Genomic DNA, 26,796 nt, shown 5'->3' with positions numbered 1-26,796 from the left:
CCGTCATCCTTGTATCTTTGGGTGACGGGAGCGCCTCATGTCCGGCCACAATCGGTGGAGCAAGATCAAGCGGAAGAAGGAAGCGGCCGGCTCGGCGAAGGGCAAGCTCTTCTCCAAGGTGATCAAGGAGATCACCGTCGCCGCGCGCATGGGCGGCGGCGACCCCGCCGGCAACGCCCGCCTCCGGGCCGCGATGGACGCGGCCAAGGAGGCCAACATGCCGGCCGACAACATCACCCGCGCCGTCAAGAAGGGCACCGGCGAGCTCGAGGGCGTGAGCTACGAGGAGGCCATGTACGAGGGCTACGGCCCGGGCGGCGTGGCGCTGATGGTCGAGTGCCTCACCGACAACCGGAACCGCACCGCCGGCGACGTGCGCTCCAGCTTCGCCAAGGGCGGCGGCAACCTCGCCGCCGAGGGCGCCGTCGCCTGGATGTTCGAGAAGCGCGGCGTCATCGAGGTGAAGCCCGGCCCCAGCGAGGACCAGGTGATGGAGGCGGCCATCGAGGCCGGCGCCGAGGACGTGGTGAACCAGGGGGCGGAGGGGTTCGAGGTCCGCACCCAGCCCAACGACCTGCACCCGGTCGCCGCCGCGCTCGAGAAGGGCTTCAAGCTCGGCGCCCGCCGCGTGGCCTGGATCCCGAAGGATCCGGTCGCGGTGCAGGACCCCGACAAGGCGAGGGGCATCCTCAAGCTCATGGACATGCTCGAGGAGCTCGACGACGTGCAGAACGTCCACGCCAACTTCGAGATCGACGACAAGCTGCTCGAGCAGCTCGCCTGAGCGGCGCGAGGGGGGACACCGATGCGCGCGCAGGACCTCATCCAGCAGAAGCGTGACGGCGAGGAGCTCGAGCCGGAGCAGCTCGCCGCCCTGGTGGACGGCTACACGTGCGGCGAGGTGCCCGACTACCAGATGGCCGCCTTCTGCATGGCGGTCTTCTTCCGCGGCATGAGCGACGCCGAGACGGCGGCGCTCACCCGGGCCATGCTCTACTCGGGCGAGGTCCTCGACCTCTCGGACATCCCCGGCGTGAAGGTGGACAAGCACTCCACCGGCGGGGTGGGCGACAAGGTCTCCCTGGCGCTCGCGCCCATCGCCGCCGCCTGCGGCGTGAAGGTCCCGATGATCTCGGGCCGCGGGCTCGGCCACACCGGCGGCACGCTCGACAAGCTCGAGGCCATCCCCGGCTTCCAGGTGCGGCTGCCGGTGGAGCGCTTCCGGGAGATCCTGGCCTCGGTGGGCGCCTGCCTCATCGGCCAGACCGAGCGGATCGACCCGGCGGACCGCAAGCTCTACGCCCTGCGCGACGTCACCGCGACCGTGGAGTCGATCCCGCTCATCGCCGGCTCGATCATGTCGAAGAAGCTGGCGGAGGGGATCGACGCGCTGGTGCTCGACGTGAAGGTGGGCAAGGGCGCCTTCATGCGGAAGACCGAGGACGCCCGGAAGCTCGCGCACACGCTCGCCGGCATCGGCCGCGCCACCGGCAAGAAGGTGGTGGCGCTCCTCACCGCCATGGACGAGCCGCTCGGCCGGACCATCGGCAACGCCCTCGAGGTGGCCGAGGCGGTGGAGGTGCTGCGCGGCGGGGGGCCGGACGACCTGCGCGAGCTCACCGTGGCGCTGACGGCCGAGATGGTGCTCGCGGCCGGGCTCGCCGGCGGCCACCCCGAGGCGCGGCGCATGGTCCTCGGCGCCATCGCCGACGGGAGCGCGCTCGCCAAGCTCGAGGAGATCGTGGCCGCCCAGGGCGGCGATCCGGCCGCCATCCGCGACCCGGAGCGGCTGCCGCGCGCCGCCTCCACCCGCGTCGTGGCCGCCCCGCGCCCGGGGCTCGTGCAGGCGGTGGACGCGCGCGCGCTCGGGATCGCCGCGATGACGCTCGGCGCGGGGCGCAGCCGGGTCGAGGACCCGGTGGACCCGTCGGTCGGGATCGTGCTCCAGAAGAAGACCGGCGACTACGTCGAGGAGGGCGAGCCGCTCTGCGTGCTCCACTGCGGCAGCGCCGGCGCCGCCTCTCCCGACGAGGTGGCGGGCCGGGTCCGCGACGCCTTCCGGATCGGCACCGTGCCCGCCGAGCCGCGCCGCCTGGTGCTGGAGCGGATCGCGTGAAGGCCGACCTCTCGACGAAGCTCGCCTACGCCCTCGCCTGGACGCGCGGGAAGCTCGACGTGACGCCCGCCGTGGGGGTGGTGCTCGGCTCGGGGCTCGGCGCGCTCGCCGACCGGCTCGAGCGGCAGGTGGCGATCCCCTACGAGGAGATCCCCGGCATGCCGGTGTCGCGGGTGGCCGGCCACGCCGGGCGCCTCGTCGTCGGCGAGCTGCCCGGCCCCGCGGGCCCGGTGCCGGTCGCGGCCATGCAGGGCCGGGTCCACGCCTACGAGGGCTGGTCGCCGGGCGAGGTGGTCTTCGGCGTCCGCGTGCTCTGCGGGCTCGGCGCCCGCGCCCTGGTGCTCACCAACGCCGCCGGGGCGGTCGACCCGGCGCTCGCGCCCGGCGATCTCGTGCGGATCACCGACCACCTGAACCTCTCCGGCCACAACCCGCTCGTGGGGCCCAACGACGAGCGGATCGGCCCCCGCTTCCCCGACCTCTCGCAGGCCTACGATCCCGCGCTCGCGGCGAAGCTCGACGCCTGCGCCGCCCGCCTCGGCGCGGGGCTGAAGCAGGGCGTCTACGCCTGCCTCCTCGGCCCGAGCTACGAGACCCCCGCCGAGATCCGGATGCTGCGGACGCTCGGCGCCGACGTGGTGGGGATGTCCACCGTCCCCGAGGTGATCGCCGCGCGGCACATGGGCGTGCCGGTCTGCGCCGTGTCGCTCGTCTCGAACCTCGCCGCCGGCCTCGGCGCGCGCCCGCTCTCCCACGGCGAGGTGCAGGCGATCGCGAGCCGCGAGTCGGCCCGCTTCGTCGAGCTCCTCGCCGCCTTCCTCCCCGAGGCGGCGGCGTGAGGCCGGCGCGCGCTCCCCGCGCCGCGGCGCCCCCCGCCGGCCGCGAGGCCCCGGAGCGGGCCGCGCTCGAGCGGGCGGCCCGCGACGTGCGCCGGCGCGCCTATGCCCCCTACTCGCGCTTCCGCGTCGGGGCCGCGCTCCTCGCCGGGGGAGAGGTCTTCGCCGGCGCCAACGTCGAGAACGCGAGCTACGGCCTCACCGTCTGCGCCGAGCGCTCGGCGGTGGCGGCGATGGTGGCCGCGGGCGCGCGGCGGCTCGAGGCGGTGGTGGTGGCGAGCGGCACCGCGCCGCCCACCCCTCCCTGCGGCATGTGCCTGCAGACGCTGGCCGAGTTCGGGGGGCCGGCGCTGCCGGTGGTGCTCCTGGGCGCGCGGGGGACCCGGGTCGAGACCACGCTCGGCGCCCTCCTGCCCATGGCCTTCGGCAGGCGCTTCCTCTAGGATCCCGGCGTGGAGGTCTTCCGGTCCCTCGAGGAGGCGGGCGCGCTCGCCGGGTGCGCCGCCGCCATCGGCAACTTCGACGGCGTGCACGTCGGCCACGTCCGGCTGTTCGAGCTCGCCCGGGCGAGGGCGCGGGCCCGCGGCGCGCGCGCGGTCGCGCTCACCTTCGAGCCGCACCCGGCGCGCGTGCTGCGCCCCCAGCTCGCGCCGCCCCTGCTCACCCCGCTGCCCCGCAAGCTCGAGCTCCTCGCCCAGGCCGGGCTCGACGCGGCGGTGGTCCAGCCCTTCGACCTCGGCTACGCCCGCACCTCCTCCCGCGACTTCGCGGCCCGCGACCTCGCCGGCCGGCTGGGCGCCCGCGACGTGGTGGTCGGCTACGACTTCACCGCCGGCCACGACCGGGCCCGGGTGGAGGCGCTCGGGCCGCTCCTCGCCTCGCTCGGCGTGTCGCTCGAGGTGGTCGCCCCGGTGCAGAGCGACGGGCTCACGGTGAGCTCCACCAAGATCCGCGAGTTCCTGCTGGAGGGGAACGTGGAGGCGGCCGGCCTCCTGCTCGGGCGCGACCACGACGTGGACGGGGTGGTCGAGCGGGGCGCGGGGCGGGGGCGCGGGTTCGGCTTCGCGACGGCGAACCTCCGGCCGCAGGGCATGCTGCCCGCCCACGGCGTGTACGCCGTCCGGGTGCGGCTGGGCGCGGAGGCGCGCTGGTGGGACGGGGTGTGCAACGTGGGCGTGAAGCCCACCGTGCAGGACCAGGGCCCGCTCGCCGCCGAGACCCACCTCTTCGACTTCCCGGGCCAGGATCTCTACGGGGTTCCGCTCCGGCTGGCCTTCGTCGCCCGGCTGCGCGAGGAGCGCCGCTTCCCCTCGGTGGAGGCGCTCCGGGCGAGGATCGCCGAGGACGTGCGCACCGCGCGCGCGCTGCTCGCGGCGCGCTGAGTCACCCACATTGTCCCGCTTTACGCAGTATTTACGGTAGGATGCGTTCGCCCGCTTCCTTGACCCCCCCTCGAAGCCCCTGTAGAGTCCCTGCTCCGAGGTACTTCGACCCGGTCGGAAGGGCGTGTGATGAGCGGACGGCTCGGCGAGCTGCTGGTGCGGGAGAACCTCATCTCCTTGCAGCAGCTCCAGAAGGCGCAGGAAGAGTCGAAGAAGACCGGCACCCGCCTGGGCGCGCTGCTCGTGAAGAACGGCTCGATCGCCGAGCGCGACCTCACGAACTTCCTGTCGAAGCAGTACAAGGTCCCGGCGATCAGCCTCCGGGACTTCGACATCGACGAGGAGGTGATCAAGCTCATCCCGCGCGCCACCGCGGAGAAGCACCTCGTCATCCCGGTGAACCGCGCCGGCTCGTCGCTCATCATCGCGATGAGCGACCCGTCGAACATCTACGCCATCGACGACATCAAGTTCCTCACCGGCTACAACATCGAGGTCGTCGTCGCCTCCGACCAGGCGATCAAGGAGGCCATCGAGAAGTACTACGCGGAGAAGGGGCCGAGCTACGACGAGCTGATGCAGGGCTTCGACGACGAGGGGGTGACCGTCGTCGAGGACGCCCACGGCGACGAGGGGGCGGTCGACCTCGAGAAGAGCGCCGGCGAGGCGCCGGTCGTCAAGCTCGTGAACCTGATCCTGCTCGACGCCATCAAGAAGGGCGCGAGCGACATCCACATCGAGCCCTACGAGAAGGACTTCCGCGTCCGCTTCCGCATCGACGGCGTGCTGTACGAGGTGATGAAGCCGCCGATGAAGCTGAAGAACGCCATCATCTCCCGCCTCAAGATCATGAGCTCGCTCGACATCTCCGAGCGGCGCCTGCCGCAGGACGGCCGCATCAAGCTCAAGCTCGGCAAGGGCAAGGAGATGGACTTCCGCGTCTCGGTCTGCCCGACCCTCTTCGGCGAGAAGGTGGTGATGCGCCTCCTCGACAAGTCCAACCTGCAGCTCGACATGACGAAGCTCGGCTTCGACGAGGCGCAGCTCAAGGACTTCATGGAGGCCATCGACCGGCCCTACGGCATGGTGCTCGTCACCGGCCCCACCGGCTCGGGCAAGACCACCACGCTCTACTCGGCGCTCTCCAAGCTGAACGAGGTCTCCTGGAACATCAGCACCGCCGAGGACCCGGTCGAGTTCAACTTCTTCGGCATCAACCAGGTGCAGATGCACGAGGACATCGGCCTCAACTTCGCGGCCGCCCTCCGCAGCTTCCTGCGCCAGGACCCCGACATCATCATGGTCGGCGAGATCCGCGACTTCGAGACCGCCGAGATCGGCGTCAAGGCGGCCTTGACCGGCCACCTCGTGCTCTCCACGCTCCACACCAACGACGCCCCGGGCACCGTCTCCCGCCTCCTCAACATGGGCATCGAGCCGTTCCTCGTGACCGCCTCGCTCAACGCCATCGTGGCGCAGCGGCTCTGCCGCCGGCTCTGCCAGGAGTGCAAGAAGCCGGCGAAGGTGGACGACGCGGCGCTGCTCTCGGCCGGCTTCGCGCCGGAGGAGCTCGGCACCGTCCAGCCCTACGAGCCGGGCGGCTGCAAGGTCTGCAACGACCGCGGCTACAAGGGCCGCGTCGCCGTCTACGAGGTGATGCCGCTCTGGGACGGGCTGAAGGAGCTCGTCATCAACGGCGCCTCCGCCGCGGAGCTCAAGCAGGAGGCGATCCGGCTCGGCTTCCGCACCCTGCGCATGAGCGCGCTCAACAAGGTGAAGCTCGGCGTGACCACGCTCGCCGAGGCCGAGGGCAACACCGCCCCGGACAAGTTCTAGAGGACCCCCGATGGCGAACCTGCACCAGCTCCTCAAGGCCATGGTGGAGAAGGGGGCCTCCGACCTCCACATCACCACCGGCTCGCCGCCGCAGCTCCGCATCGACGGCAAGCTCGTCCCGCTCAAGACCCCGCCGCTCACCCCGGTGGAGACGAAGCAGCTCTGCTACTCGATCCTCACCGACTCGCAGAAGCACAAGTTCGAGGAGGAGAACGAGCTCGACCTCTCCTTCGGCGTGAAGGGGCTCTCGCGCTTCCGCGCCAACGTCTTCATGCAGCGCGGCGCGGTGTCCGGCGCCTTCCGCACCATCCCCTTCAAGATCCTCACCTTCCAGGAGCTGGGGCTGCCGCCCATCGCGGCCGAGCTGGCCCGGAAGCCGCGCGGGCTCGTGCTCGTGACCGGCCCCACCGGCTCCGGCAAGTCGACCACGCTCGCGTCGATCATCGACAAGATCAACACCGACCGGCACGAGCACATCATCACCATCGAGGATCCGATCGAGTACCTCCACCCGCACAAGAACTGCGTGGTGAACCAGCGCGAGGTCGGGGCCGACACCCAGAGCTTCAAGAAGGCGCTCAAGTACATCCTGCGCCAGGATCCGGACGTGGTGCTCATCGGCGAGATGCGCGACCTCGAGACCATCGAGGCGGCGCTCGTCATCTCCGAGACCGGCCACCTCGCCTTCGCCACCCTGCACACCAACAGCGCGGTGCAGACCATCAACCGCATCCTCGACGTCTTCCCGCCCTACCAGCAGCCGCAGGTCCGCGCGCAGCTCTCCTTCGTGCTCGAAGGGATCCTGACGCAGAACCTGCTCCCGCGCGCCACCGGCGCCGGGCGGGTGCTGGCGGCCGAGGTGCTGGTGCCGAACCCGGCCATCCGCAACCTCATCCGCGAGGACAAGGTGCACCAGGTCTACTCGCAGATGCAGGTGGGCCAGTCCAAGTTCGGGATGCAGACCTTCAACCAGGCGCTGGCGGCGCTCTACCTCAAGCGGCTCGTGACCGCCGAGGAGGCCCTGGCGCGCTCCTCCGATCCCGAGGAGCTCCGGAGCATGCTGGCGACCGGGAGCGGTGCGCGGATGGCCCCGCCGGTGCGATGATCGGCGCCGAGGTGCGCGGGCGCCGATTCGACCGCCCGGCCCGGTTCCACTAGACTCGCCCTTCGAGAGAGGTCCCCATGGCCCAGGCCGCAGCCCAGACACAGAAGCAGGCCACCACCCAGGCCCCGCGCCTCCCGGTCTGGACCTGGACCGCCACCACCAAGGCGGGCGAGGACCGCTCCGGGGAGATGGAGGCCTCGGACGAGCAGGGCGTACGCCAGCGGCTCGCGGCGATGGGGCTCGAGGTCGGCAAGGTCAAGCGCAAGCCGCGCGAGATCAACATCACCATCCCGGGGATGGGCGGCGTCGAGACCAAGGACATCCTCATCTTCACCCGGCAGTTCTCGGTGATGATCGACGCCGGCCTCCCGCTGGTGCAGGCCCTCGACATCATCGGCACCCAGGCCGACAACCCGGCCTTCCGCAAGGTGCTCATGGAGATCAAGGGCCGGGTCGAGGCCGGGTCCACCTTCGCCGACGCCCTCGCCGAGCACCCCAAGGTCTTCGACGAGCTCTTCGTGCAGCTGGTGCGCGCCGGCGAGATCGGCGGCATCCTCGACACCATCCTGCAGCGCCTCGGCGCCTACATCGAGAAGAACGAGAAGCTGAAGCGGCGCGTGAAGGGCGCCATGGTCTACCCCTCGGTGGTCCTCAGCGTCGCGGTCGGCGTCACGGTGGTGCTGCTCGCCTTCGTGACCCCGACGTTCGAGAAGATGTTCAAGGACTTCGGCGGCACCATGCCGGCGCCGACCCAGTTCATGATCGACCTCTCGCACGGGCTCCGGAACAACTGGTACCTCTTCGCCGGCATCCCCACCGCCATCTGGTTCGCCTTCAAGTTCTGGAAGCGCACCGAGGGCGGCCGCAAGGTCTGGGACGCCTTCGTCCTCAAGACCCCGCTCTTCGGCCCGCTGGTCCGCAAGGTGGCGGTGGCGCGCTTCACCCGCACCCTCGGCACGATGCTCTCCTCCGGCGTGCCCATCCTCGACGGCCTCGAGATCGTGGCCAAGTCGGCCGGCAACCGGAGCATCGAGGCCGGCATCATGTACGTCCGCGCCAAGATCTCGGAGGGCAAGAACATCGCCGGCCCGCTCGCCGAGACCGGCGTGTTCCCGCCCATGGTGGTGCAGATGATCGGCGTCGGCGAGGCCACCGGCGCCATGGACACCATGCTCAACAAGATCGCCGACTTCTACGACGACGAGGTGGACGTCGCGGTCGGCGCCCTCACGAGCGCCATCGAGCCGGTGATGATGGTCTTCCTCGGCGGCATGGTCGGCGGCTTCATGGTCGCCATGTACCTCCCGATCTTCAGCATCGCCGGGAACATCAAGTAGGCCGTGGGCGAGCCGGGGCGGACCTTCGACGACGGGCTCTTCCGGAAGCTCGCCTGGCTCACCCTCTTCCGGCTGGTGATCATCACCGTGCTCCTCGGGGGCACGGCGATCGTCACCTGGCGCACCGGGGACCAGGCCAACACCGGGCCGCTCTACTCGCTGGTCCTCTTCACCTACCTGGTCTCGCTGGGGCTCGCGACGGCGCTCCGGCTCCGCCGCCGCCTGACGCAGCTGGCGTACGTCCACATCGCCCTCGACGTGGCGCTCGCCACGACGGTGGTGGGGATCACCGGCTGGGCCGAGAGCGTCTTCGTCTTCCTCTACTCGCTCGGGATCGTGAACGGCAGCATCCTGCTCTACCGGCGGGGCGCCGTCGCCTCCGCGGTCCTCTCGGCCGCGGTCTACCTCGCGCTCGTGCTCGGCTTCGCGCCCTCGTCGCTCCAGCCCGGGCCGCTCACGCTCTTCGCGCACGTCTCCGCCTTCCTCGCCACCGCCGCCCTGTCCGGCTACCTCGCCGAGCAGCTCCGCGACACCGGGGCGCGGCTCGAGGCCCGCGAGGAGGACCTCGCCGCCATCACCGCGCTGCACGAGTCGATCGTGCAGTCGGTGGCGAGCGGGCTGCTCACCGTGGACGGGCAGGGGCGGGTCACCTTCCTGAACCGCGCCGGCGAGCAGATCACCGGGCTCGGGCTGGCCGAGGTGCGCGGGCGCCCGGCCGAGCGCTGGTTCGGCGCCTTCCAGGAGGCGCACGGGCGCGACGAGACCGACTTCGTGGCCGCCTCCGGCGAGGTGCTGCGGCTCGGCTACAGCATCTTCCCGCTCAAGGGGCGGGGCGACGAGGTGATCGGGCGCGCCGTCATCTTCCAGGACCTGACCCGGCTGCGCGCCATGGAGGCGCGGGTGCAGCGGAGCGAGCGGCTCGCCGACCTGGGAAAGGTGGCGGCCGGCCTCGCGCACGAGCTGCGCAACCCGCTCGCCTCGATGATGGGCTCCATCGAGCTGCTCGGCGCCTCCGCCGCCCCGGACAGCCAGGACGCCCGGCTGCTCTCGATCGTGCTGCGGGAGGCGGCCCGGCTCGACCAGCTCGTCTCGCGGTTCCTCGCCTTCAGCCGCCCGGCCCCGCCCCGCCGCGAGGAGTCGGACGTGGCGCGGATCGTGGACGAGGCGCTCGACGTCTTCGCCAACGACCCGGCGGCGGCGCGGGTGGAGCTCCGCCGCGACCTCGCCCCGGTCGCGGTCTCCTGCGATCCGGACCAGGTCCGGCAGGTGGTCTGGAACCTGCTGCTCAACGCGGCGCAGGCGGTGGCCGGGCAGGACGGGGCGCCGGCGGAGGGGCCGGCGGGCCGGGTGGAGGTCCGCTGCGCCGCCGACGCCGAGGGCGCCCGCCTGACGGTGGCCGACGACGGGCCCGGCATCCCGCCCGAGAACCTGGCGCGCCTCTTCACGCCCTTCTTCACCACCAAGCCGGCGGGGACCGGCCTGGGGCTCGCGACGGTGCACCGGATCGTGGACGCGCACGGCGGGGCCGTGAGCATCGAGCCCAGGCCCGGGGGCGGCACCGTCTTCACCGTCCGCCTGCCGCGCCGCGGGCCGGAGCCGCTCCTGCCGGGGTAGAGTAGGGTCATGGCCGCCATCCTGGTCGTGGACGACGAGCGCTCGATGCGCGAGTTCCTCGAGATCCTCCTGCAGAAGGAGGGGCACGAGGTCGCCACCGCCGCCGATCTCCCGACGGCGCGCGCGCGCGCCGGGCAGGGCGACCTCGACCTCGTCATCACCGACCTGCGGCTGGGGCGGGAGTCGGGGCTCGACGTGCTCCAGGCGGTGAAGTCGGCCTCGCCGGCCACCGAGGTGCTGGTGGTCACCGCCTTCGCCACCACCGACACCGCCGTCCAGGCGATGAAGCTCGGCGCCTACGACTACCTGCAGAAGCCGTTCAAGGTGGACGAGCTCAAGCTGGTGATCGGCAAGGCGCTCGAGCACCGCGCGCTCCTGGCCGAGAACCGGGTGCTGCGCCACCGGGTCGGCCAGCGGGGCGGGGACCCGGAGATCCTCGGCACCTCGGCCGCCATCACCGAGGTGCGCGAGCTGGTGGAGAAGGTGGCGCCCACCCGCACCACCGTGCTCGTCACCGGCGAGAGCGGCACCGGCAAGGAGGTGGTGGCGCGCGCCATCCACGCCCAGGGGCTCCGGGCGAGCGAGCCGTTCGTCGCCATCAACTGCGGCGCCATCCCCGAGGGGCTCATCGAGAGCGAGCTCTTCGGCCACCAGAAGGGCAGCTTCACCGGCGCGACCGAGCAGAAGCAGGGGCTCTTCGAGGTCGCCGGCTCGGGCACGCTCTTCCTCGACGAGGTGGGCGAGCTGCCGCCCGCCGTGCAGGTGAAGCTCCTGCGGGCGCTGCAGGAGCGGAAGGCCCGGCGCGTCGGCGGCGCCGCCGACTACGCCTTCGGGGCCCGGATCGTGGCCGCCACCAACCGCGAGCTCGAGGCCGAGGTGAGGGCCGGCCGGTTCCGCGAGGACCTCTTCTACCGGCTCAACGTCATCCAGCTGCGCATGCCGCCCCTGCGTGAGCGGCGCGAGGACGTGCCGATCTTCGTGGCGCACTTCCTCGCCCGCTTCGCCGCCGAGGTGGGCCGGCCGCGGGCGCGGCTCGCCCCGGAGGCGGAGCGGCTGCTGCTCGCCTACGCCTACCCGGGCAACGTCCGCGAGCTCGCCAACGTGATGGAGCGGATCGTGACCCTGGCCGACGGCGAGGTGATCGAGGCCGCGCTGCTCCCGCCCGCGGTCCGCGGCGCGCAGCCGCTCCCGCAGGCCGCCACCGCCGCGGCGGCCCTCCCCGAGGTGGGCATCGACCTCCAGGCCCACCTCGACGCGATCGAGCGGCGCATCCTGGAGCAGGCGCTGGAGCGGACGGGCGGCGTGAAGACCGAGGCGGCGCGGCTGCTCAGCCTCACCTTCCGCTCGCTGCGCTACCGGCTGGCGAAGTTCGGGATCGGGTAGGGCGTCCTCCCACCTGTGAAATGTTTGCAGGGGGCGCAACCCGGTGCACACCGGGCTCGCCCTCCGCGCGCGCGCCGGGCCAGAAACGTCCGTGATTCCGGGCCCGAGCCCCGGCTTCGCCGCGGTATGGGGCTTGCTCCACCCGCCGGCGAGGGACTCCCATGAACGATCGCCCGTGCCTCGACCCCCGCCCGCGCTCCCGCACCGTCGTCGCGCTCGCCGTGGCGGCCGCGCTCGCCCTGCCCACGGCGGCCTCGGCGACGCTGAAGCAGTTCAACTCGGGCTCGCTCATCATCCCGGACTCGATCGAGTACCAGAGCAACGACGGCATCGTCGGCAGCTACGGCCTGGTCTACCTGGTGCTCTACAAGAACGCGGCCCGGGTGGCGGCCGGCCAGAAGCCCATCACCATCTACTGGGTGGTCGAGCCGAACAAGCTGTCGCAGTACCGCTGCAACACGATGACCAACGACCTGCCGCAGTACACCCCCACGTACAACGACAACGACGGCTGCGACTTCGCCGTCCAGCGCGCGGCCAGCGCCGGCGGGCAGCCGGTGAAGCTCATCGCCCCGGACGGCACCGAGACCGCGCCGTTCAACGTGAGCAACGTGGGCTACACCTCCTCGACGGGCCCGTACCGCTGCGGCAACTCGTCGGTGGGCGCCGGCAACTCCAAGACCTGCAGCGCCGGCGGCCTGCACACGATCGGGAGCTCCACCACGGTGGTGAAGTACCTCGGCGGCGCCTGGGTGGTGGACTCCACCGACCGCGCGGCCTTCCTCGGCATGCTCGCGACCGTCCCCGAGCTCGCGCAGTACCACGCGAGCGGCAACAGCTCGAGCAACTACGTGAACATCCACAGCGCCCAGTCCACCTTCCAGGCGCCGGTGGTGAGCGTGCTCACCCAGAAGCCGCCCACCATCGCGCTCATCGGCTCGAGCCAGACCGCGTTCCTGGGCGACGTGCTCGTCAACGCCGGGCTCTGCTCCGGCAGCGGCCTCAGCAACTGCAAGGGCGTCTTCCAGAACGGCGCCTTCACGCAGGGGCCCGGCGTGGTCTACGACTACTACCCGACCACCGGCGACCTGCTCGACGCCTCGAGCACCTTCCCGAACGGGCGGCTCAACGCGGCCGTCCCCGGGCAGACCTACGGGTACGGCCTCTTCTGGGCCGGCGACGGCGCCAGCCCCACCTCGCCCGAGCTGACGCAGGTCGGCACCTTCCTCGACGCCGGCAACAACGGCTTCGTGGAGTACGACTCGATCGGCAACGTGGAGGCGGGGCTGTACCAGACGACGGCCGGGGTGAGCCGCTACACCTCCAACGTGTCCGTGTCGGAGGACTGCAACGACGACGCGCTCGCCACCGGCAGCTTCTTCAAGGGCGACGGCACGAGCGACGGCTGCCTGATCTACGCCGGCGCGAACCAGCCCTACGCCCAGACCGGCAACTTCCTCTTCGACGGCGGGCAGGGCAACTACAAGGCCTTCAGCCTGAACTCGGGCAGCACCTTCCGCTCCGGCGTGACCCAGGTGCTCCAGGTGAGCGGCGGCCCGACGGTGGCCTCGGCGCGCAAGAAGGACAACAACACGACGAAGGGGCTCATGCTCTACGTCGCCGGCCACAAGTTCGACAACACCAACAGCAACGGCCAGGGCTTCTGGGGCGAGCGCCTCATCATGAACAGCATCTTCGGGAAGCTCTACCCGCTGACGCCCCCCGAGCTCGCGCGCTCCGAGCCGGTCGGCTACAAGAGCCCGGTCGCGAACGCCACCGCCAAGGCGTACCAGGGCACCTACGTGCAGGAGTACCTGCCCGACTCGAATGACGTGATGACCTACAACCCGGCCCAGCCGCAGATCTGGCAGTACCCGTTCACGCCGGGCCACCTGTACCAGTACGACGTCTCGGGCCTCTCCACGGCCTCGCAGTCCTTCTCGGCCAACAAGGACTGGGACGCCGCGACGAGGATGCCGCTGCCCGGCAGCCGGAGCGTCTTCACCGTGGTGGGCGGCTCGGCCAACCTGGGCTGGAAGAAGATCTCCTTCGACTACACCCAGACCGCCGGCTCGACCTGCCTCAAGGATCCGGCCACCAACCTCTGCTACCTCTCCGAGCTGCTCGCCGCCACCAACTCGGCCGGCTACACCTCGGCGAACCTGACGGCGGAGGGCGCGAGCGCCAGCGGCCCCATCTCGCGGACCTTCGGCATGCTGGTGCAGCAGGCGCGCGGCTTCTGCGCCGCGCACGACGCCTACGGGGCGCCCAAGTACACGCCGGGCGACTCCGACTGCGACTGCGCCCAGGCGAACGCCACCTGCGGCACCCCCCAGACCAACCGGGCGGTGCTGGGCGGCATCGACCACGGCAGCCCGGCCGTGGTCGGGCCGAGCAAGTACGTCACCGACTCGCCCTGGAGCACGCGGCCGGTGGTGGCCTATGCGGCGGGGCACGACGGCATGCTCCACGCCTTCTACGTGGGCACGGGCGGGGCGACGAGCTGGAGCGCCGAGGGGCAGTCGCTCCCCTCCGGCGTGCAGGCCGGCCAGGAGCTCTGGGCCTTCCTGCCCCCGGGCCAGGTCGGCAACATCGCCACCAACTTCGCCCTGGTGGACGGCTCGATCAACGTGATCGACGCCTTCGGCGACTTCCCCTACGACCGGAACGACGACGGCGTCATCGACTGGAGCGCCTGCACCGACCTCAACGCCACGAGCTGCGAGCGCCCCAACCACGTCCGGCGCTGGCGCACGGTGCTCATCGCCTCGGCGGGCCCGGGCGGCGCCGAGCTCTTCGCGCTCGACGTCACGAACCCGCTCAAGCCGGTCCTGCTCTGGGACCTCCGCGGCGCCACCGACGACACCGGCAAGTTCGACCTGAACGGCGACGGCGCCTTCGGGACCAACGAGGTGTTCGACCAGACCGTGCAGTCGAGCTGGGCCCTCCGGTGGTTCGACTGGAACGACGGCGACTCGGGCACCACCTGGATCCCGAGCGACTACAACACCACCGACGCGACCGTCATCAGCCACCTCAAGACCGGCCGCTACGACTACCGGAACCTCGGCTACACCTACAGCACCTCGGTGGCCAAGGTCTGGGTGGGCGACGCCTACCAGTACCTGGCGTTCACCGCCACCGCCGCCGCCGACTGGACCAGCGGGACGCCGCTCGGGTACCGCGGCGTCGAGGTCTTCGCGGTGGACGTGATCACCGGCCAGAAGCTCTGGCAGTGGGAGCACCTCTACGCGAGCACCGACGCGAGCGGCATCGACAACAGCATCCCGCCCGGCGTGGCGCTCGGGGACATCGACGCCAACGGCTCCACCGACCGCATCTACGTCGGCGACATGGAGGGGCACCTCTGGGAGCTGTCGGCCCGGGACGGGCGAAACCTGAACTACCTGCCCGACACCGCCGGCGTGTATCACTCGTTCCCGCTCTTCGGGACGCCGGTCATGACCGGCCTCGGCCCGCCGGCCGCCGACGCGGCGACGAAGGCCCTCTACACCGTGTCGGGCGGCGGGCTGGCGCAGCAGCCGCTCACCACGCCGATCGGCGAGGGGCGCTTCACGCTGGTGCCGACCGGGACCTCCACCTTCAACCAGAGCATGCTCACGAACCGGCTCGCGCTGGTGGTGGGCACCATGGGCGTGGACTGGTCGATCGCCCCCTCCGAGCGCGGCCACCTCTACGTCCTGCCGTCCTACCCGGACATGGGGACCCGGCTCACCGCGCCCATCGATCTCGCCGCCGCGCGCAACCCGCTCCTCTACGGAGTGCTCCTCCCGCAGGCCGTCTGGGACATCCAGCTCGGCATCGGCGAGCGGGTCTACGGCATGCCGCGCGTCGCCAACAACAACGTGGTCTTCAACACCGCCTTCGGCTCCTTCACCGGCGACATCAGCTCCTCGCTGACCGACCCCGGCAACCTCTGGATCGTGAAGGGCAACGACCAGACGGTGGCGAGCAACGGCTCCAAGTCCTTCGGCGGCGCGCTCATGGTCGGCGACACGCTGGTGGTGACCACCGACACCAGCATCAAGAAGGTGGCCGAGGCCACGGGCACCCTCACCGGCGGCGGCGCCGCCCAGGCCACCTTCAACCGGCTCACCCCGGCCATCGTGAAGACCTGGGAACCGAGCCAGCAGGTGCCCACCGTCGCCCGGAGCACGCCGTGAGCCGCCCCCGTCGCGCCCGCGCCGCCCGCGGGTTCACCCTGCTCGAGGTGATGGTCGCGGGCGCGGTGCTCCTCATCGCCGTCCTGGGCTTCGTGGGGGTGGTCCGCTACGCGGCGACGGCCAACGCGGTGGCCAACCGGCGCACCAGCCTCACCTACTTCCGCGCCGCGCTGATGGACCGGCTCGCGGTGACCCCGCGCCTGTCGCTCACCGGCGGCGGCGTGCCCGCGAGCACCTGGGTGGTGGACAGCTGCTGGGACCAGAACGGCCAGCTCGTGGGCAGCAACCTGCCGAGCAGCAGCGGCTACTCGAGCTCGTACACCTGCCCCGGCACGGCCCTCTACCAGAGCTGGCTCTACGTGACCCCGGTGAGCGCGTCGAGCGTGAACGCCGGCAGCAACTGCGCGACCGCCGGGAGCTGCGTGCAGGTGAAGCTCTACGTCGAGCGGACCGACATGAGCTGCACCGACACCAGCGACGCCACCCGCGCCAAGCGGTACAGCTCGACCGGCTGCGTGGCGGCCGACCTGCTCTTCACCGACTGAGGACGCCATGAACCGCCCCGCAGCCCGCTCCGCCCGCGGCTTCACGGTCACCGAGGTCCTCGTGGCCGGGGCCATCGCCGCCATCATCGTGGCGCTCTCCACCCGGGCGATCGTCAAGACCGACCATGACCAGTTCCTGCGCAAGACGGTGACCGACGTGCAGGGGAGCACCCGCGTCGCGCTCGAGGTGGTCGCGCAGGACCTCCGGGCCGCCTCGCTCGGCGCCGGCACCGGCGTCGTCTGGACGGCCTCGGGGTCGAACCCGGCCGGCCGGCCGGCGGTGCAGATCTTCACCGCCGTCCCGGGCGGCGGGAAGCTCGACGTGAAGCCCGGCACCGATGCGCTGCTGGTGGTGGCCGCCCAGCCCGGCCCCACGGCCGCCCGCACCGCCACCGTGAACACGCTCACCGACTCCACGCAGGCGATCACGGTGACCGACTCCTCGGCGTTCTCGGCCGGGACGCCGGTCCTCCTGGGCGACTACGGCGACGCGAGCTGGGGCGTGGTCGCGACCGCCTCGCCGGGAGGGAGCACCCTGCAGCAGCTCACGCTCGCGAACAGCTCGGTCAACGTGTTTCCCTCGCAGCAGATGCGGCAGATGGGGCAGGGGGCCTCGGTGCGCGCGGCCCGGGCCCACCTCTACTACGTGGACGCGAACGACGAGCTGGTCCAGCTCACGCTGTCCGTGCCGCGGGCGCCGGCCGACTACAGCGAGGCCACCGCCCGCGTGGTGCTGGCGCGCGGCGTCGAGAACATGCAGCTCGACTGCCAGCTCGACAACGGCATGGGGGCCTTCCAGGGCTGCCCCGCGCCGCTGACCGCCGACCCGAGCCCGTTCGATCCGCTGCTGACCGAGTCCACCGCCGCCTTCGGGAGCTTCGGCTCCGGGCAGGGGCCGCGGATCACCACCGCCGTGACCTCGACGTCCCGCGTCGGCCTGCTCCGGAACGTGATCGTGAACGTCGCCGCCCGGAGCACGCACCCCGTCGATCCGGGCCAGGGGGATCCCAAGATCGCCCTCGGGAGCGGCCAGGTGGTCCTGCCGGTGGGCGGCGCCAGCGACTCGGCCGCCTACGTCCGGCGCGCGTACCAGCTCGTCGCCTCGCCCCGCAACACCGCCCTCGGAGCCTTCTGATGACGCGCTCGCCCCGCCTCCGCCGCCCGGCCGCCCGCCGCGCCACCGGCGCCGCCATCCTCTTCGTGATGGCGCTCGTGCTCGCGATCACCTTCCTCGGCATCGCCCTCGTGAAGATCGCCGGGAGCGACCGGATCGCCGCCGCGCAGATGGGCTTCAAGGACCGCGGCCTCGCCTGCGCCGAGGCCGGCATCCAGTACGGCCGGCGCTTCTACGGCTCCACCTACGAGGTGTCCCACAGCTGGAACGACTACCTCGTGGCGCCCACCACGAGCCAGCCCGGCTATCGCTACGACGATCCAAAGCCGAACATGAAGGACACCTGCAACCCGATGACCGTCTCCTGCCTCGTGCCCAAGCAGACGCTCGGGTACAGCGACGGCACGCACCTCGATCCCGGCTCGGACCTCGACGGTGACGGCGTGCCCGACTTCTGGGTCAGCGTCCACGACGACGACGACGAGCGGCCGCTCGGCATCTCCGACAACCCGGCCCGCGACAACAACGAGACCATCATTCTCCGCTCGGAGTGCATCAACCCGCGCTTCCAGGTGAACGGGCAGAACGTGGTGATCGAGAGCGTGCTCACCCACGTGCAGGGCAGCTCCGGGTACGGCGCCGCCACGCGCGCCAGCAACGCCTCCGACCTCGTGGGCGGGGCGGCGCAGTAGAGAGGGCGTCGCAGCAGGGAAGGAGAAGTGCTCCCTCCCCGCTCGCGCGGGGAGGGCCGGGGAGAGGCCGCCAGGAGGTCCCGAGCTACCCCGGCCGGCGCCGCGGGAACCCGAGCGCCACGGCGCCCAGGAGCAGCGCCGCGACGCCCACGACCGTGAGCGCCAGCCCGAGCCGCACGCTGCGCGGCCGGTACGAGAAGGCGACCCGGTGCGCGCCGGGGCCCACCGGCACCGCCCGGTGCGCCAGGTTGACCCGATAGATCGGCGCCGCCGCGCCGTCCACCGTCGCCTCCCAGCCCGGGTAGAAGGTGTCCGCGAGCAGCAGCAGGCCGCCCGTCGCGTCCGAGGTCTCGACGGCCACCTCCGTGGCGCGGTCCACGACGATCCGGGCGGCGCCGGGGGCCGCCGCGCCCGCGGGTGGATCCCGGGGCAGCGCGGCCAACGCGCGCGGCGCGTCCGGGCCGGTGAGGACCGCCTCGATCCTGGGATCGAGCTGCCCCGCGGCCGTCAGCCGGCGCAGCTCCTCCATCGACCCGACCACCCGCCCGCGGTGCACCACGCGGGCCCGGGGCAGGGCGCCCGGCAGCCGGTAGAGCTCGGCGGGCGGCGCGCTCGCCACGTGCTCGAGCCGGGGGTGGGCGCCCCGCCGCGGCAGGATGAGCCAGCGGACCGAGAGCGCCTCCAGCCAGTCGAAGAAGCCGGGCAGCACCCGGAAGTGCGCCCCGGTGAACTCGGTGAGCTCGTCCACCAGCCCGAGCCGGTTGTGGTCGCCGATGAGGTCCACCGTCCAGCGCGGGGAGAGGCCGAAGTAGCCGCCCAGGGCCGGGATCCCGTGGAGCAGGTTGGAGTCGGGCTGCAGGAGCTCGCGGTGGGCGTAGTACGGCTCGAGGTCGCCGCTCCAGCCCCGCGCGGCCGCGAAGGCGGCCCGGTGGAGCGCGATGGTGGCGGGGGTGTAGACCCGGCCCTCCTGGCCGCTCTCGCGGATCGCCTGGGCGGTGCGCGGCGGGGCGAGCCACCGGGCGGCGTCGGCGAACGGGTTCTGGCGCCGGTTCTGGTGGACGAGCTCGGCCGCGGTGAGGAGCGCGAGCCCGCCGGCGAGGGCCGCCTCGAGCCGGCGGCGCCGGGGGGCCGGCGCCCCGCGGGCGACCCGCTCCGAGAGCCAGGTCAGCCCGAGGCCGCCCAGCAGGCAGAGGCCGAGCTCCACCACGAAGAGGAACCGGGTGGGGAAGCGGAACCGGTCGAGCCCGGGCACGATCGCGAAGGCGAGCCGGTAGAGCGGCGTGGCGCGCCCGAGCACCAGCAGGTAGGCGATCATCGTCGCGACCGCCCAGAAGGCGGGCGCGAAGCGCCGCCGCCCCGACCAGGCCGCGCCGAGCGCGAGGAGCACGGTGGCGAGGCCGACGTAGCCGTAGTCCTCCCAGAAGATCCCCTTGCCCCGGTAGGTGACGTTCGAGATGTCGCCGTTCACGTAGGGGAAGAAGAAGGTGAGGACGTTGCTCGGCCAGTAGGCGAAGGCGGTGGCCCACTCGTACCCGGCCGCCCCGGCGCGATCCGAGACCCCGCCGAGCGCTCCGAGCGGCAGGAGGGAGACCATGCCCACCAGCGCGCCGAGAAGCACCGCGCCGGCCGCGCCGCCGGCGAGCGAGAGCGCCGGCGCGAGCCGCCGCGAGGCCGCGCCGGGGGGGGCGCCGCGCGCCAGCCAGACCGCGCGGGCCGCGACCAGCGCGCCGTAGAACAGCGCGCAGAAGTACGCGGTCTGGGGAAAGGACTGCAGGAGCTGCAGGCCGAAGGTCGCCGCGAACCCGAGCAGCCAGCCGGCGGCGCGCCGCGGAGCCGCGGCCGCGCCGGGCTCCGCGCCTCGCAGCGCGGCCGCCGCGCGCTCCAGGCAGTAGACCGCGAGCGGGAAGAGCGCCACCGTGCCGAGCTCGTTCAGGTGGCGAAGCTGGCTCACGAAGAAGCCCGACCAGGCGAAGGCGAACCCCGCGAGGAAGGCGCCGGCGCGCCCGGCGCCGAGGTGCCGCGCCAGCGCGTACGTGCCCAGCGCCGCGGTCACGAGGTAGCAGGCGACGAGCCAGCCGAGCGCCATCGCCGCCGGAAGCGCCGTGAAGAGCAGCAGCGCGGCCGGGTCGAAGGTCCAGAGCGGCGCGCCGGTGTAGACGCGGGGCGTCCAGATGGGCGGCTCGCCGGCCCGGAGGAGCCTCCCCGCCTCGACCCGCACCGCGAGCTCGCCGTCGGCGAGGTCGGAGACGAAGATGTCGTCGGGCACGGGCAGCTCCGCGCCGGTGAGCAGGCGCGGGTAGGGGGAGAGGACGGCGAGCGCGAGCAGGACCGCTGCAGCCGGCCCGGCCCACCGCGAGGCCGGCCCCAGTCCCGCCGCTCCCTGCCGCTCCGCGTTCCCGGGTCGATCCATGTGCCGAGACTAGACGACCGATCGCGCTTCGGGAACAGCCGAGAGCCGCGCCCCGGTGCGAGCCTGGCCCGGAGCAGCTACCGGGTCGTCTCCATCGCCGCGAGCGCGCGCCGCGCGGGGGCGTAGCCGGGGTGCTGCCGCGCCACCTCCTCGAGCTCGGCGCGGGCGCGCGCCGGGTCGCCGCTGGCGGCGAGGAGGAGGGCGCGGTTGAACCGCGGGCGCGGGTCGTCGGGGGCGGCGGCCACGGCGCGGTCGCAGTCCTCCCGGGCCCGCTCGAGCTGGCCCGCCTCGCGCCGCAGCGCGCAGAGGTTGGAGAAGAGGCCGGCCCGGCGACCGTGCAGCGCCTCGGCCCGCTCGAAGGCGGCGAGCGCTCCGGCGCGGTCGCCGGCCTGGTAGAGCGCCGCGCCGAGCAGGTGCTGGGCGTCGGGGTTCGCCGGATCGGCCGCGGCGGCCCCGCCGAAGAGCGCGATGGGGCTCGCCCAGTCGCGGGCGCGCGCGGCGTCGGCGGGCAGGCTCGCGAGCGCGAGGAGGCCCATCACGCCGGCGAGGAGCGGGGCGGGGTCGCGCCCTCGGCCGGCGAGCCTCCGCGCCAGCGCCTCTAGCCCCGCCCCGGCGGCGAGGCACGACGCGGCGAGCGGCAGGTAGAGGTAGCGCTCCGAGAGGTCGGCGTCGTAGAGCGCCACGAGCGGGAGCGGCCCGAGCGCGAGACAGGCGAGGGCGGCCGGGAGCCCCCGGCCGCGCCGGAGCGGGAGGAGCGCCGCCGCGCCGGCGAGGAGGAGCGCGCCGGCGGCGGGGAGGCCGGCCCGGCCGAGCGCGGGGAGCCGGCGGCAGGCGTCGAGCGGCAGCGGGAAGAGCAGCCCGGAGACGAGGCCGGCGGCGGCGCCGCCCAGCCGGCCGAGGAGCGGGCCGAGCCCGGCGAGCGACAGGGCGCCGGCGAGCGGCGCCTGGGGCACCCCCGCGGCGTGGCGCAGCCAGAGGTACGCGCCCGCCCCGCCGAGCGCGGCGAGGGTGGCGGGCCCGGCGCGGCGGCGGCCGGGCCGGGTCCAGACGACGGCGAGGACCGCGGGGATCGCCAGGAGCCCCGGCTCCTTGCCGAACGGGGCCGCGGCGGCGAGGACCGCGCCGAGCAGGGGGCGGCCGGCGAGGGCGGCCCAGAGCGCGCCCAGCGCGAGCGCCGCGGCGAGGAGGTCGGGCTGGGCCGAGATCCAGTCGGCCGGCTCCGCCGCGAGCGGGTGGAGCGCGAAGAGGAGCGCGGCCGCGAGCGCGAGCGAGCGCCGGACCCCGAGCGCCCGCAGGACCGCGCGCACCCCGAAGGCCGCCGCCGCGTGCAGGGCGAGGCTCACGGCGTGGTAGCCGGCCGGGCGCAGGCCGAACAGCTGGTGCTCGAGGAAGAGCGAGAGGGTGGCGAGGGGGCGCCACACGCCGCGCGCGTGCAGGCCGTAGCCCTGCCAGTCGTCCATCCCGAGGGCGCGCCAGAGGGCGCCCGGCCCGGCGAAGGCCGGGTTGCCCTGGACCGTGTGGACGTCGTCCCAGACGAAGCCGGCCGCGAGCGAGAGCCCGTGCGCAGCGAGCACGGCGAGGCAGAGCACGCCGAGGTCGAGGAGCGCCTCCCGCTGGCCGGTCGCGGGGGGCGCGCCGCCCGCGGCGGCGGCCTCCGTCATCGCGCCTCTCCGGCGCTCCCGTACTGCCCGCTTTCGCGGGCGGCGAGCGCGGCGTCGAGCCGGGCCAGGGCCTTGGGCGGAGCGCCCGCCGCCTGGAGGCGGGCCACGGCGCGCCGGGCGTCCTCGACGCTCCCCTGATCCACGAGGAAGGCGGCGGCGCGGAGGAGATCCTGGGGCTCGGCGTCCGGCGCCGCCGCGACCTCGGTGAAGTAGGGCCCGGCCCGGCGCGGCATCCCGAGCCGCATCCAGAGGGCGGCGCGCCTGGCGCGCACCGCGGTGGGCTCCCCGGGCCGCTCCGGAGGGAGCGCGTCCGCGAGCGCCCGCGCCTCGGCGACGTAGCGGCGGCCGCGGAGGGCGTCCTCGTAGCCCGGCAGGAGCTCGAGGGCGCGGCGGAGCTCGAGGTCGGCCTCGTCGAACCGGAGCCGCCGGGCCTCGAACAGGCTCAAGTTGTAGTGGTCGATGGGGCGCGGCGGAGCGATCGCCATGGCCTGACGCTGCTGGGCGCAGGCCTCGTCGAGCCGGCCCAGGTCCGCGAGGGCGCTCGCGTAGTTGCCGAGCGCCTCCCGCTGGAAGCGGCCGCTGGCGCGGGCGGCGGCGGCGCGATACGCCTCGGCGGCCTCCTCGATCCGGCCCCGCTGGTACAGCGCGTTGCCGAGCGAGACGTAGGGGAAGGGCAGGCCGGGATCCGCCGTCGCGACCGCGGTGCGCCAGAGCCGCAGCTCGTCGGTCCAGTCCTCCACCCGGATCAGCGTGCCACCGGCGAAGGCCAGCCCGGCGCAGGCCGCCGCGGCCAGCACCGGGCGCCTCAGCGAGGCGCGGAGGTCGGCGGCGGCGATCCCGGCGGCCAGCGCCAGGCCGGCCACCGGGAGATAGAGATAGCGATCGGCGGCGACGTTCGCGGTCGCGAGCGGCACCACCTGGAGGACGGCGGCGATGCTGGCCACGGCGAACGCCAGCGCTCCGGCGAGCTCGGGGCGGGGCGGCCGCCGCCAGGCCCTGATCGCCAGGGCGGCGCCGGCGGCGAGGGCCAGGGCGCCGAGCGCCGCGTATCCGGGCGCCGTGCGCCCGACCGCGCCGATCTGGAGCCTCGGGCGGAGCGGGTCGGCCAGCATGGCGACGTAGCGCCCGGTCGCCTGCAGCGCGAGCTCCAGGCGGTTGATGCCGGCCGGTTGCTCGACCGGGACCGCTCCCGCGGTCGCGACGAGCCGCAGCAGCACGTAGGCCGCGACGGCCACCGCGCCCGGGACGAGGTCGAGGAGGGCCCGCCGGCCGGCCAGCTCCTGCCGGCGCCACCTCGCCCACCCCTGCGCGGCGACGGCGACGAGGCCGGCCAGCGCCACCTCCTTGAACAGCAGCCCGGAGAAGAGGGCCGCCGCCGAGAGCCAGCGGGCGCGTCCCCTCTCCGGCCCCGGCCGGTGGAGCGCCAGCGCGGCGAGCGCGAAGAAGCCCGCGAACACGTCGGTGCGCCCGCTCACCCAGGCGACGCACTCGGTCAGCCGGGGATGGAGGCCGAACAGGGCGGCGGCGAGGGCTGCCGGGACGGGCCCCGACCGCCGGCGGACCAGCTCGAAGAGCAGCGCGGTGGTGGCGAGGTGCGCCGTGAGGTTGACGAGGTGGAAGAGCCACGGGCGGCCGCGGGAGAGCCACCACTCGAGGGAGAACGTGGCGATGACGCCGGGCCGGTAGTAGGCGGTCTCGGTGAGCTGCGCCCCCTTGTTCCAGAAGGGCTCGAGCAGCCACTGCGCCGGCCGGATCGCGTGGATCCGCGGATCGCTCTCGATGAGCAGGTGATCGTCCCAGACGAAGGGAGCCCGCACCACGCCCGAGTACGAGGTGAAGACGAGCGCGAGCACCGCGAAGAGCAGCAGCCCCGGCCGCGGTGGCCGGCGCCCTTCCGGCTGCGCTGGCGAGCCCGCCGTCATCGCAGGTCGCGCCGGGCGAACACCGCCGCGGAGAACGCCAGCACCGCCGCGGCGTAGAGCACGCCGTAGCCGAGCCCCATCACCGCCGCGTGCCCGGGGACGGCCTCGCGGTAGACGACGGCGTCCTTGAAGTCGAGGACGTCGAGGTTGGGGACGAGCACGTAGGTGAGGCGTCCGAGCCAGCGTCCCGCCTCGCCCTGCTTGCCCCAGTAGCGGACCAGGTCGGTGGCGAGGTGCCCGCCCGCGGTCACGCTCAGGCTGAAGATGGCCGCGAGGGTGGTGGTGGTGAAGCAGGAGAAGAAGGTGGCGACGGCGCCGATCATGGCGAACTGGACCGCCAGCGAGGCGATCACCGTGACGAGGGGCGCGTCGCGCAGGAAGTGGAACCCGCGGGTGTAGAGGGCGAGCACGCCCAGGAAGACCGCGGCCATCACGAGCAGGTTGAGCGTGGTGGTGGCGACGAGGCCCAGGTAGCGCCCGGCCACGTAGGCGCCGCGCGAGACCGGCTTCGCGATGATGGGGTAGAGCGTGCGCCGCTCGACGTCCCGCGAGACGAGCCCTGCCCCCAGGAACACCGCGATGAGGGTGCCGAAGATCTCCATCGAGGAGAGGGCGAGGTTGACGATGATCCGGTACTGCTCGCCGAAGGTGATGGTGGAGATGCCGATCGAGGCCGCCACCAGCGCGACGGCGAAGATGAGCAGGTTCACCGCCAGCTTCTGGCGCAGCGCCTCACGGAGCGTGACCTGGGCGATGGCAGCGATCTTCTTCAACGGTCGATCCTTTCCGCCGCCTTGTCGCTCGGGCGGTACTGGAAGCTCGGGGCCTGCGTCGGGGGCCGGACCTCGAACCGGAACGGGTTGGCGCTCGAGCGGACCTTGTGGTGGGTGAACACCCAGACGTACTCGCCGCCGAAGGGATCGGGCGGGATGGCCGGGACGAGCCCGGCCTGGACCAGCTCCTCCAGCCGTCGGAGGGGCTTCCCCTGCTCGCGCTCGTAGCGCTCGGCCGCCTTCTCCAGCCGCTGCGCGTCGCGCTCCAGGATGGCGAGCTTGAGCTGCTCGTCGAGCCGCTCCTGGGACACCTCGTCCTGCGCCCCGCGCCGCAGCTCCTCGATGACGGCGATGGCGTCCTCGGGAGAGCCGCTCTTCGCGGCGAGCGCGACCGCGAGGTGGCTCACGTTGCGGGAGGCGCCGGGCCGTTTCGCCGCGATCTCCGCCCAGTGGGCCGCGGCGGGGTAGTCCCCGCGGTAGAACCAGGCGTTGAAGGCGAGGTAGTAGGGGTAGGTCCACCAGAACGGCCCCTTCTCGATCCCCTTCCGCAGGATCTGGTCGCTCTCGTCGAGCCGCCCGGCCGCCGAGAGCACGAGCCCGGCGGTCTGGTAGACGTAGCCGTGCCGCGGATCGAGGTCGGTGACGAGCTCGGCCAGCGGAAGGAGCTGGCTCCAGCCGCGCTCCTGGGCCCTCGGCTCGCCCACGTACTGCACGAGCATCAGCCAGTAGAGGTCGGCGACGAGGCCGCGCTGGCCGAGTGATGCCGTTCGGGCCACCGCGCCGCGCGGCACGTGGGCCACGTCGTACGGCCGGTTCTGCGTCGTGGTCGCGAGCCGGAAGTCGAGGGCGGCCGAGGCGGCGAGGAGCAGGCAGCCGAGGAGGATGGTGCGGAGGGCGCCGGTCATGGGCGGAGGCGGGCGGAAGGATAGCGCGGATCCCGGCCGGGTAGAAGCCGGGCCGCGCGGTCACCAGCAGAAACGCAAAGGGCCGCCCGAGCTTCCTCGGGCGGCCCTCGACGTCACTTGAGACGAGCTGATCCTAGAAGACGTTGTCAGCGGAGCAGTTGGTGACCTGGCCGTTGCCGACCGTGCCGGGCTGCAGCTGACCGCTGCAGTTGTCGGTGTTGGAGCCCGAGGGGTACGGGGCCTTGGGGGCGGCGGTCGCCACGCTGCCGCTCGCGTTGAGCAGCGGCTGGAAGGCGGCCACGGCCGAGGTCACGCTGTCGCCGTCGATGTCCGACCAGGCGCCGATCGACATCGCGCCGCCGAGGTTGCCGAGCGAGCCGCTGCACTTGTTCTGCAGGCTGCCGGCGACGGCGGGCTGGGCGTCGGTAGCGACCTGGTAGGCGCCGTAGGTCGCGCCCTGGACCACCCAGTCGATCGAGTTGGCGGCCGCGATGTCGGTCGCCGCCCAGACCATCTTGGTCGGGCCGGGCGTGCCGCTCGGCACCTGGGTGAGGGCCACGTAGTAGCCGCTCATGGCGCTCGGGCAGGCCTGCCGCTCGGACTGACGCAGCGACTCCTCCGACTGGTAGATGGCCTGCACGTTGGACTTGAGCTCGCCGAACTTGGAGCGGAGCTGGTAGCGCAGGAAGTTGGGGATGGCGATGGCGGCGAGGATGCCGATGATGGCCACGACGATCATGAGCTCGATCAGCGTGAAGCCCTTGGCCTTCTTGAACATGTGAAACCTCCGGTAGTGGGGCCGCTCGGGCAGCTTCCTGCCGCGGCGACGTTCGGGGTCCGCGACGCGATCCCGGCGTCGGTGAGCGGTAAAGCACGTGCGATGCCAGCCAGGGCGAGAGGGTAAGCGGGCGAAAGGACGGCGTGAAGTTTTTGGGCGCACATGACGGTTCGCGGCAGCCGGGCGGTTCGCGTGACGTTATT

At 73.0% G+C, this 26,796-nt stretch carries 20 protein-coding genes; 14 read left to right on the top strand and 6 right to left on the bottom strand.

Translation table 11 applies throughout. From position 1 onward, the window contains the following. The first annotated feature begins 37 nt into the window (after positions 1 to 37). The 14 genes from AMPC_RS11145 to AMPC_RS11080 all read left to right on the top strand — a co-directional run bounded on the left by AMPC_RS11145 (position 38) and on the right by AMPC_RS11080 (position 18,144). A complete protein-coding gene (locus AMPC_RS11145; RefSeq protein ID WP_248340662.1) occupies positions 38 to 784 on the top strand; it encodes a YebC/PmpR family DNA-binding transcriptional regulator in 747 nt (248 codons plus the stop codon). A gap of 21 nt (positions 785 to 805) precedes the next feature. Beyond that, positions 806 to 2,116 carry a thymidine phosphorylase gene (locus AMPC_RS11140; RefSeq protein ID WP_248340660.1) on the top strand — a complete coding sequence of 437 codons (1,311 nt, stop codon included), beginning with the start codon at positions 806 to 808 and terminating at the stop codon, positions 2,114 to 2,116. Next, positions 2,113 to 2,955 carry a purine-nucleoside phosphorylase gene (locus AMPC_RS11135; protein WP_248340658.1) on the top strand — a complete coding sequence of 281 codons (843 nt, stop codon included), beginning with the start codon at positions 2,113 to 2,115 and terminating at the stop codon, positions 2,953 to 2,955. The genes AMPC_RS11140 and AMPC_RS11135 overlap by 4 nt, the downstream gene beginning before the upstream one ends. A gap of 86 nt (positions 2,956 to 3,041) precedes the next feature. Further along, entirely contained in the window at positions 3,042 to 3,395 is a 354-nt protein-coding gene (cdd, locus tag AMPC_RS11130; protein ID WP_248346304.1) for a cytidine deaminase, read from the top strand. Between the two features lie 9 nt (positions 3,396 to 3,404). Beyond that, positions 3,405 to 4,334, top strand: a complete 930-nt coding sequence (gene ribF, locus AMPC_RS11125; RefSeq protein WP_248340656.1) for a riboflavin biosynthesis protein RibF — start codon at positions 3,405 to 3,407, stop codon at positions 4,332 to 4,334. Between the two features lie 129 nt (positions 4,335 to 4,463). Beyond that, positions 4,464 to 6,170: a type IV-A pilus assembly ATPase PilB gene (pilB, locus tag AMPC_RS11120; RefSeq protein WP_248340654.1), complete on the top strand. Its 1,707-nt coding sequence runs from the start codon at positions 4,464 to 4,466 to the stop codon at positions 6,168 to 6,170. A gap of 10 nt (positions 6,171 to 6,180) precedes the next feature. Next, positions 6,181 to 7,275, top strand: a complete 1,095-nt coding sequence (locus AMPC_RS11115; RefSeq protein ID WP_248340652.1) for a type IV pilus twitching motility protein PilT — start codon at positions 6,181 to 6,183, stop codon at positions 7,273 to 7,275. A 77-nt stretch (positions 7,276 to 7,352) separates the two neighbouring features. Beyond that, entirely contained in the window at positions 7,353 to 8,612 is a 1,260-nt protein-coding gene (locus tag AMPC_RS11110) for a type II secretion system F family protein (protein WP_248340650.1), read from the top strand. Between the two features lie 3 nt (positions 8,613 to 8,615). Beyond that, positions 8,616 to 10,226: a two-component system sensor histidine kinase NtrB gene (locus AMPC_RS11105; protein WP_248340648.1), complete on the top strand. Its 1,611-nt coding sequence runs from the start codon at positions 8,616 to 8,618 to the stop codon at positions 10,224 to 10,226. Positions 10,227 to 10,235: 9 nt separating this feature from the next. Beyond that, positions 10,236 to 11,609: a sigma-54-dependent transcriptional regulator gene (locus AMPC_RS11100; protein WP_248340646.1), complete on the top strand. Its 1,374-nt coding sequence runs from the start codon at positions 10,236 to 10,238 to the stop codon at positions 11,607 to 11,609. A 161-nt stretch (positions 11,610 to 11,770) separates the two neighbouring features. Then, positions 11,771 to 15,793 (top strand): pilus assembly protein, encoded by a 4,023-nt coding sequence (locus AMPC_RS11095; protein ID WP_248340644.1) that lies wholly within the window; start codon positions 11,771 to 11,773, stop codon positions 15,791 to 15,793. Continuing rightward, entirely contained in the window at positions 15,790 to 16,338 is a 549-nt protein-coding gene (locus AMPC_RS11090; RefSeq protein ID WP_248340642.1) for a type IV pilus modification PilV family protein, read from the top strand. The genes AMPC_RS11095 and AMPC_RS11090 overlap by 4 nt, the downstream gene beginning before the upstream one ends. A 7-nt stretch (positions 16,339 to 16,345) precedes the next feature. Then, entirely contained in the window at positions 16,346 to 17,473 is a 1,128-nt protein-coding gene (locus AMPC_RS11085; protein WP_248340641.1) for a hypothetical protein, read from the top strand. Beyond that, the gene (locus AMPC_RS11080) at positions 17,473 to 18,144 is read left to right on the top strand and encodes a hypothetical protein (protein WP_248340639.1); all 672 of its coding nucleotides are present in this window, start codon (positions 17,473 to 17,475) and stop codon (positions 18,142 to 18,144) included. Before AMPC_RS11085 ends, AMPC_RS11080 begins: the two co-directional genes overlap by 1 nt. A gap of 85 nt (positions 18,145 to 18,229) precedes the next feature. Here the strand turns inward: AMPC_RS11080 and AMPC_RS11075 are convergent, their stop codons facing one another. The 6 genes from AMPC_RS11075 to AMPC_RS20550 form a co-directional block, all read right to left on the bottom strand. Next, entirely contained in the window at positions 18,230 to 20,554 is a 2,325-nt protein-coding gene (locus AMPC_RS11075) for a YfhO family protein (RefSeq protein ID WP_248340637.1), read from the bottom strand. Positions 20,555 to 20,631: 77 nt separating this feature from the next. After that, positions 20,632 to 22,215 (bottom strand): tetratricopeptide repeat protein, encoded by a 1,584-nt coding sequence (locus AMPC_RS11070; protein WP_248340635.1) that lies wholly within the window; start codon positions 22,213 to 22,215, stop codon positions 20,632 to 20,634. Next, on the bottom strand, positions 22,212 to 24,137 hold the full coding sequence (locus AMPC_RS11065) for a hypothetical protein (protein ID WP_248340633.1): 1,926 nt from the start codon (positions 24,135 to 24,137) through the stop codon (positions 22,212 to 22,214). The genes AMPC_RS11070 and AMPC_RS11065 overlap by 4 nt, the downstream gene beginning before the upstream one ends. Next, positions 24,134 to 24,910 carry an ABC transporter permease gene (locus AMPC_RS11060; RefSeq protein ID WP_248340631.1) on the bottom strand — a complete coding sequence of 259 codons (777 nt, stop codon included), beginning with the start codon at positions 24,908 to 24,910 and terminating at the stop codon, positions 24,134 to 24,136. The genes AMPC_RS11065 and AMPC_RS11060 overlap by 4 nt, the downstream gene beginning before the upstream one ends. Next, positions 24,907 to 25,815, bottom strand: coding sequence for a tetratricopeptide repeat protein (locus AMPC_RS11055; protein ID WP_248340629.1), 909 nt, complete (start codon positions 25,813 to 25,815; stop codon positions 24,907 to 24,909). The genes AMPC_RS11060 and AMPC_RS11055 overlap by 4 nt, the downstream gene beginning before the upstream one ends. Before the next feature lie 133 nt (positions 25,816 to 25,948). Then, positions 25,949 to 26,593, bottom strand: a complete 645-nt coding sequence (locus AMPC_RS20550) for a type IV pilin protein (RefSeq protein WP_318654293.1) — start codon at positions 26,591 to 26,593, stop codon at positions 25,949 to 25,951. Positions 26,594 to 26,796 lie beyond the last annotated feature (203 nt).

The sequence above is a fragment of the Anaeromyxobacter paludicola genome (assembly GCF_023169965.1).
GTDB lineage: Bacteria > Myxococcota > Myxococcia > Myxococcales > Anaeromyxobacteraceae > Anaeromyxobacter_B > Anaeromyxobacter_B paludicola.
This window is presented reverse-complemented; position numbering and strand designations above follow the sequence as displayed.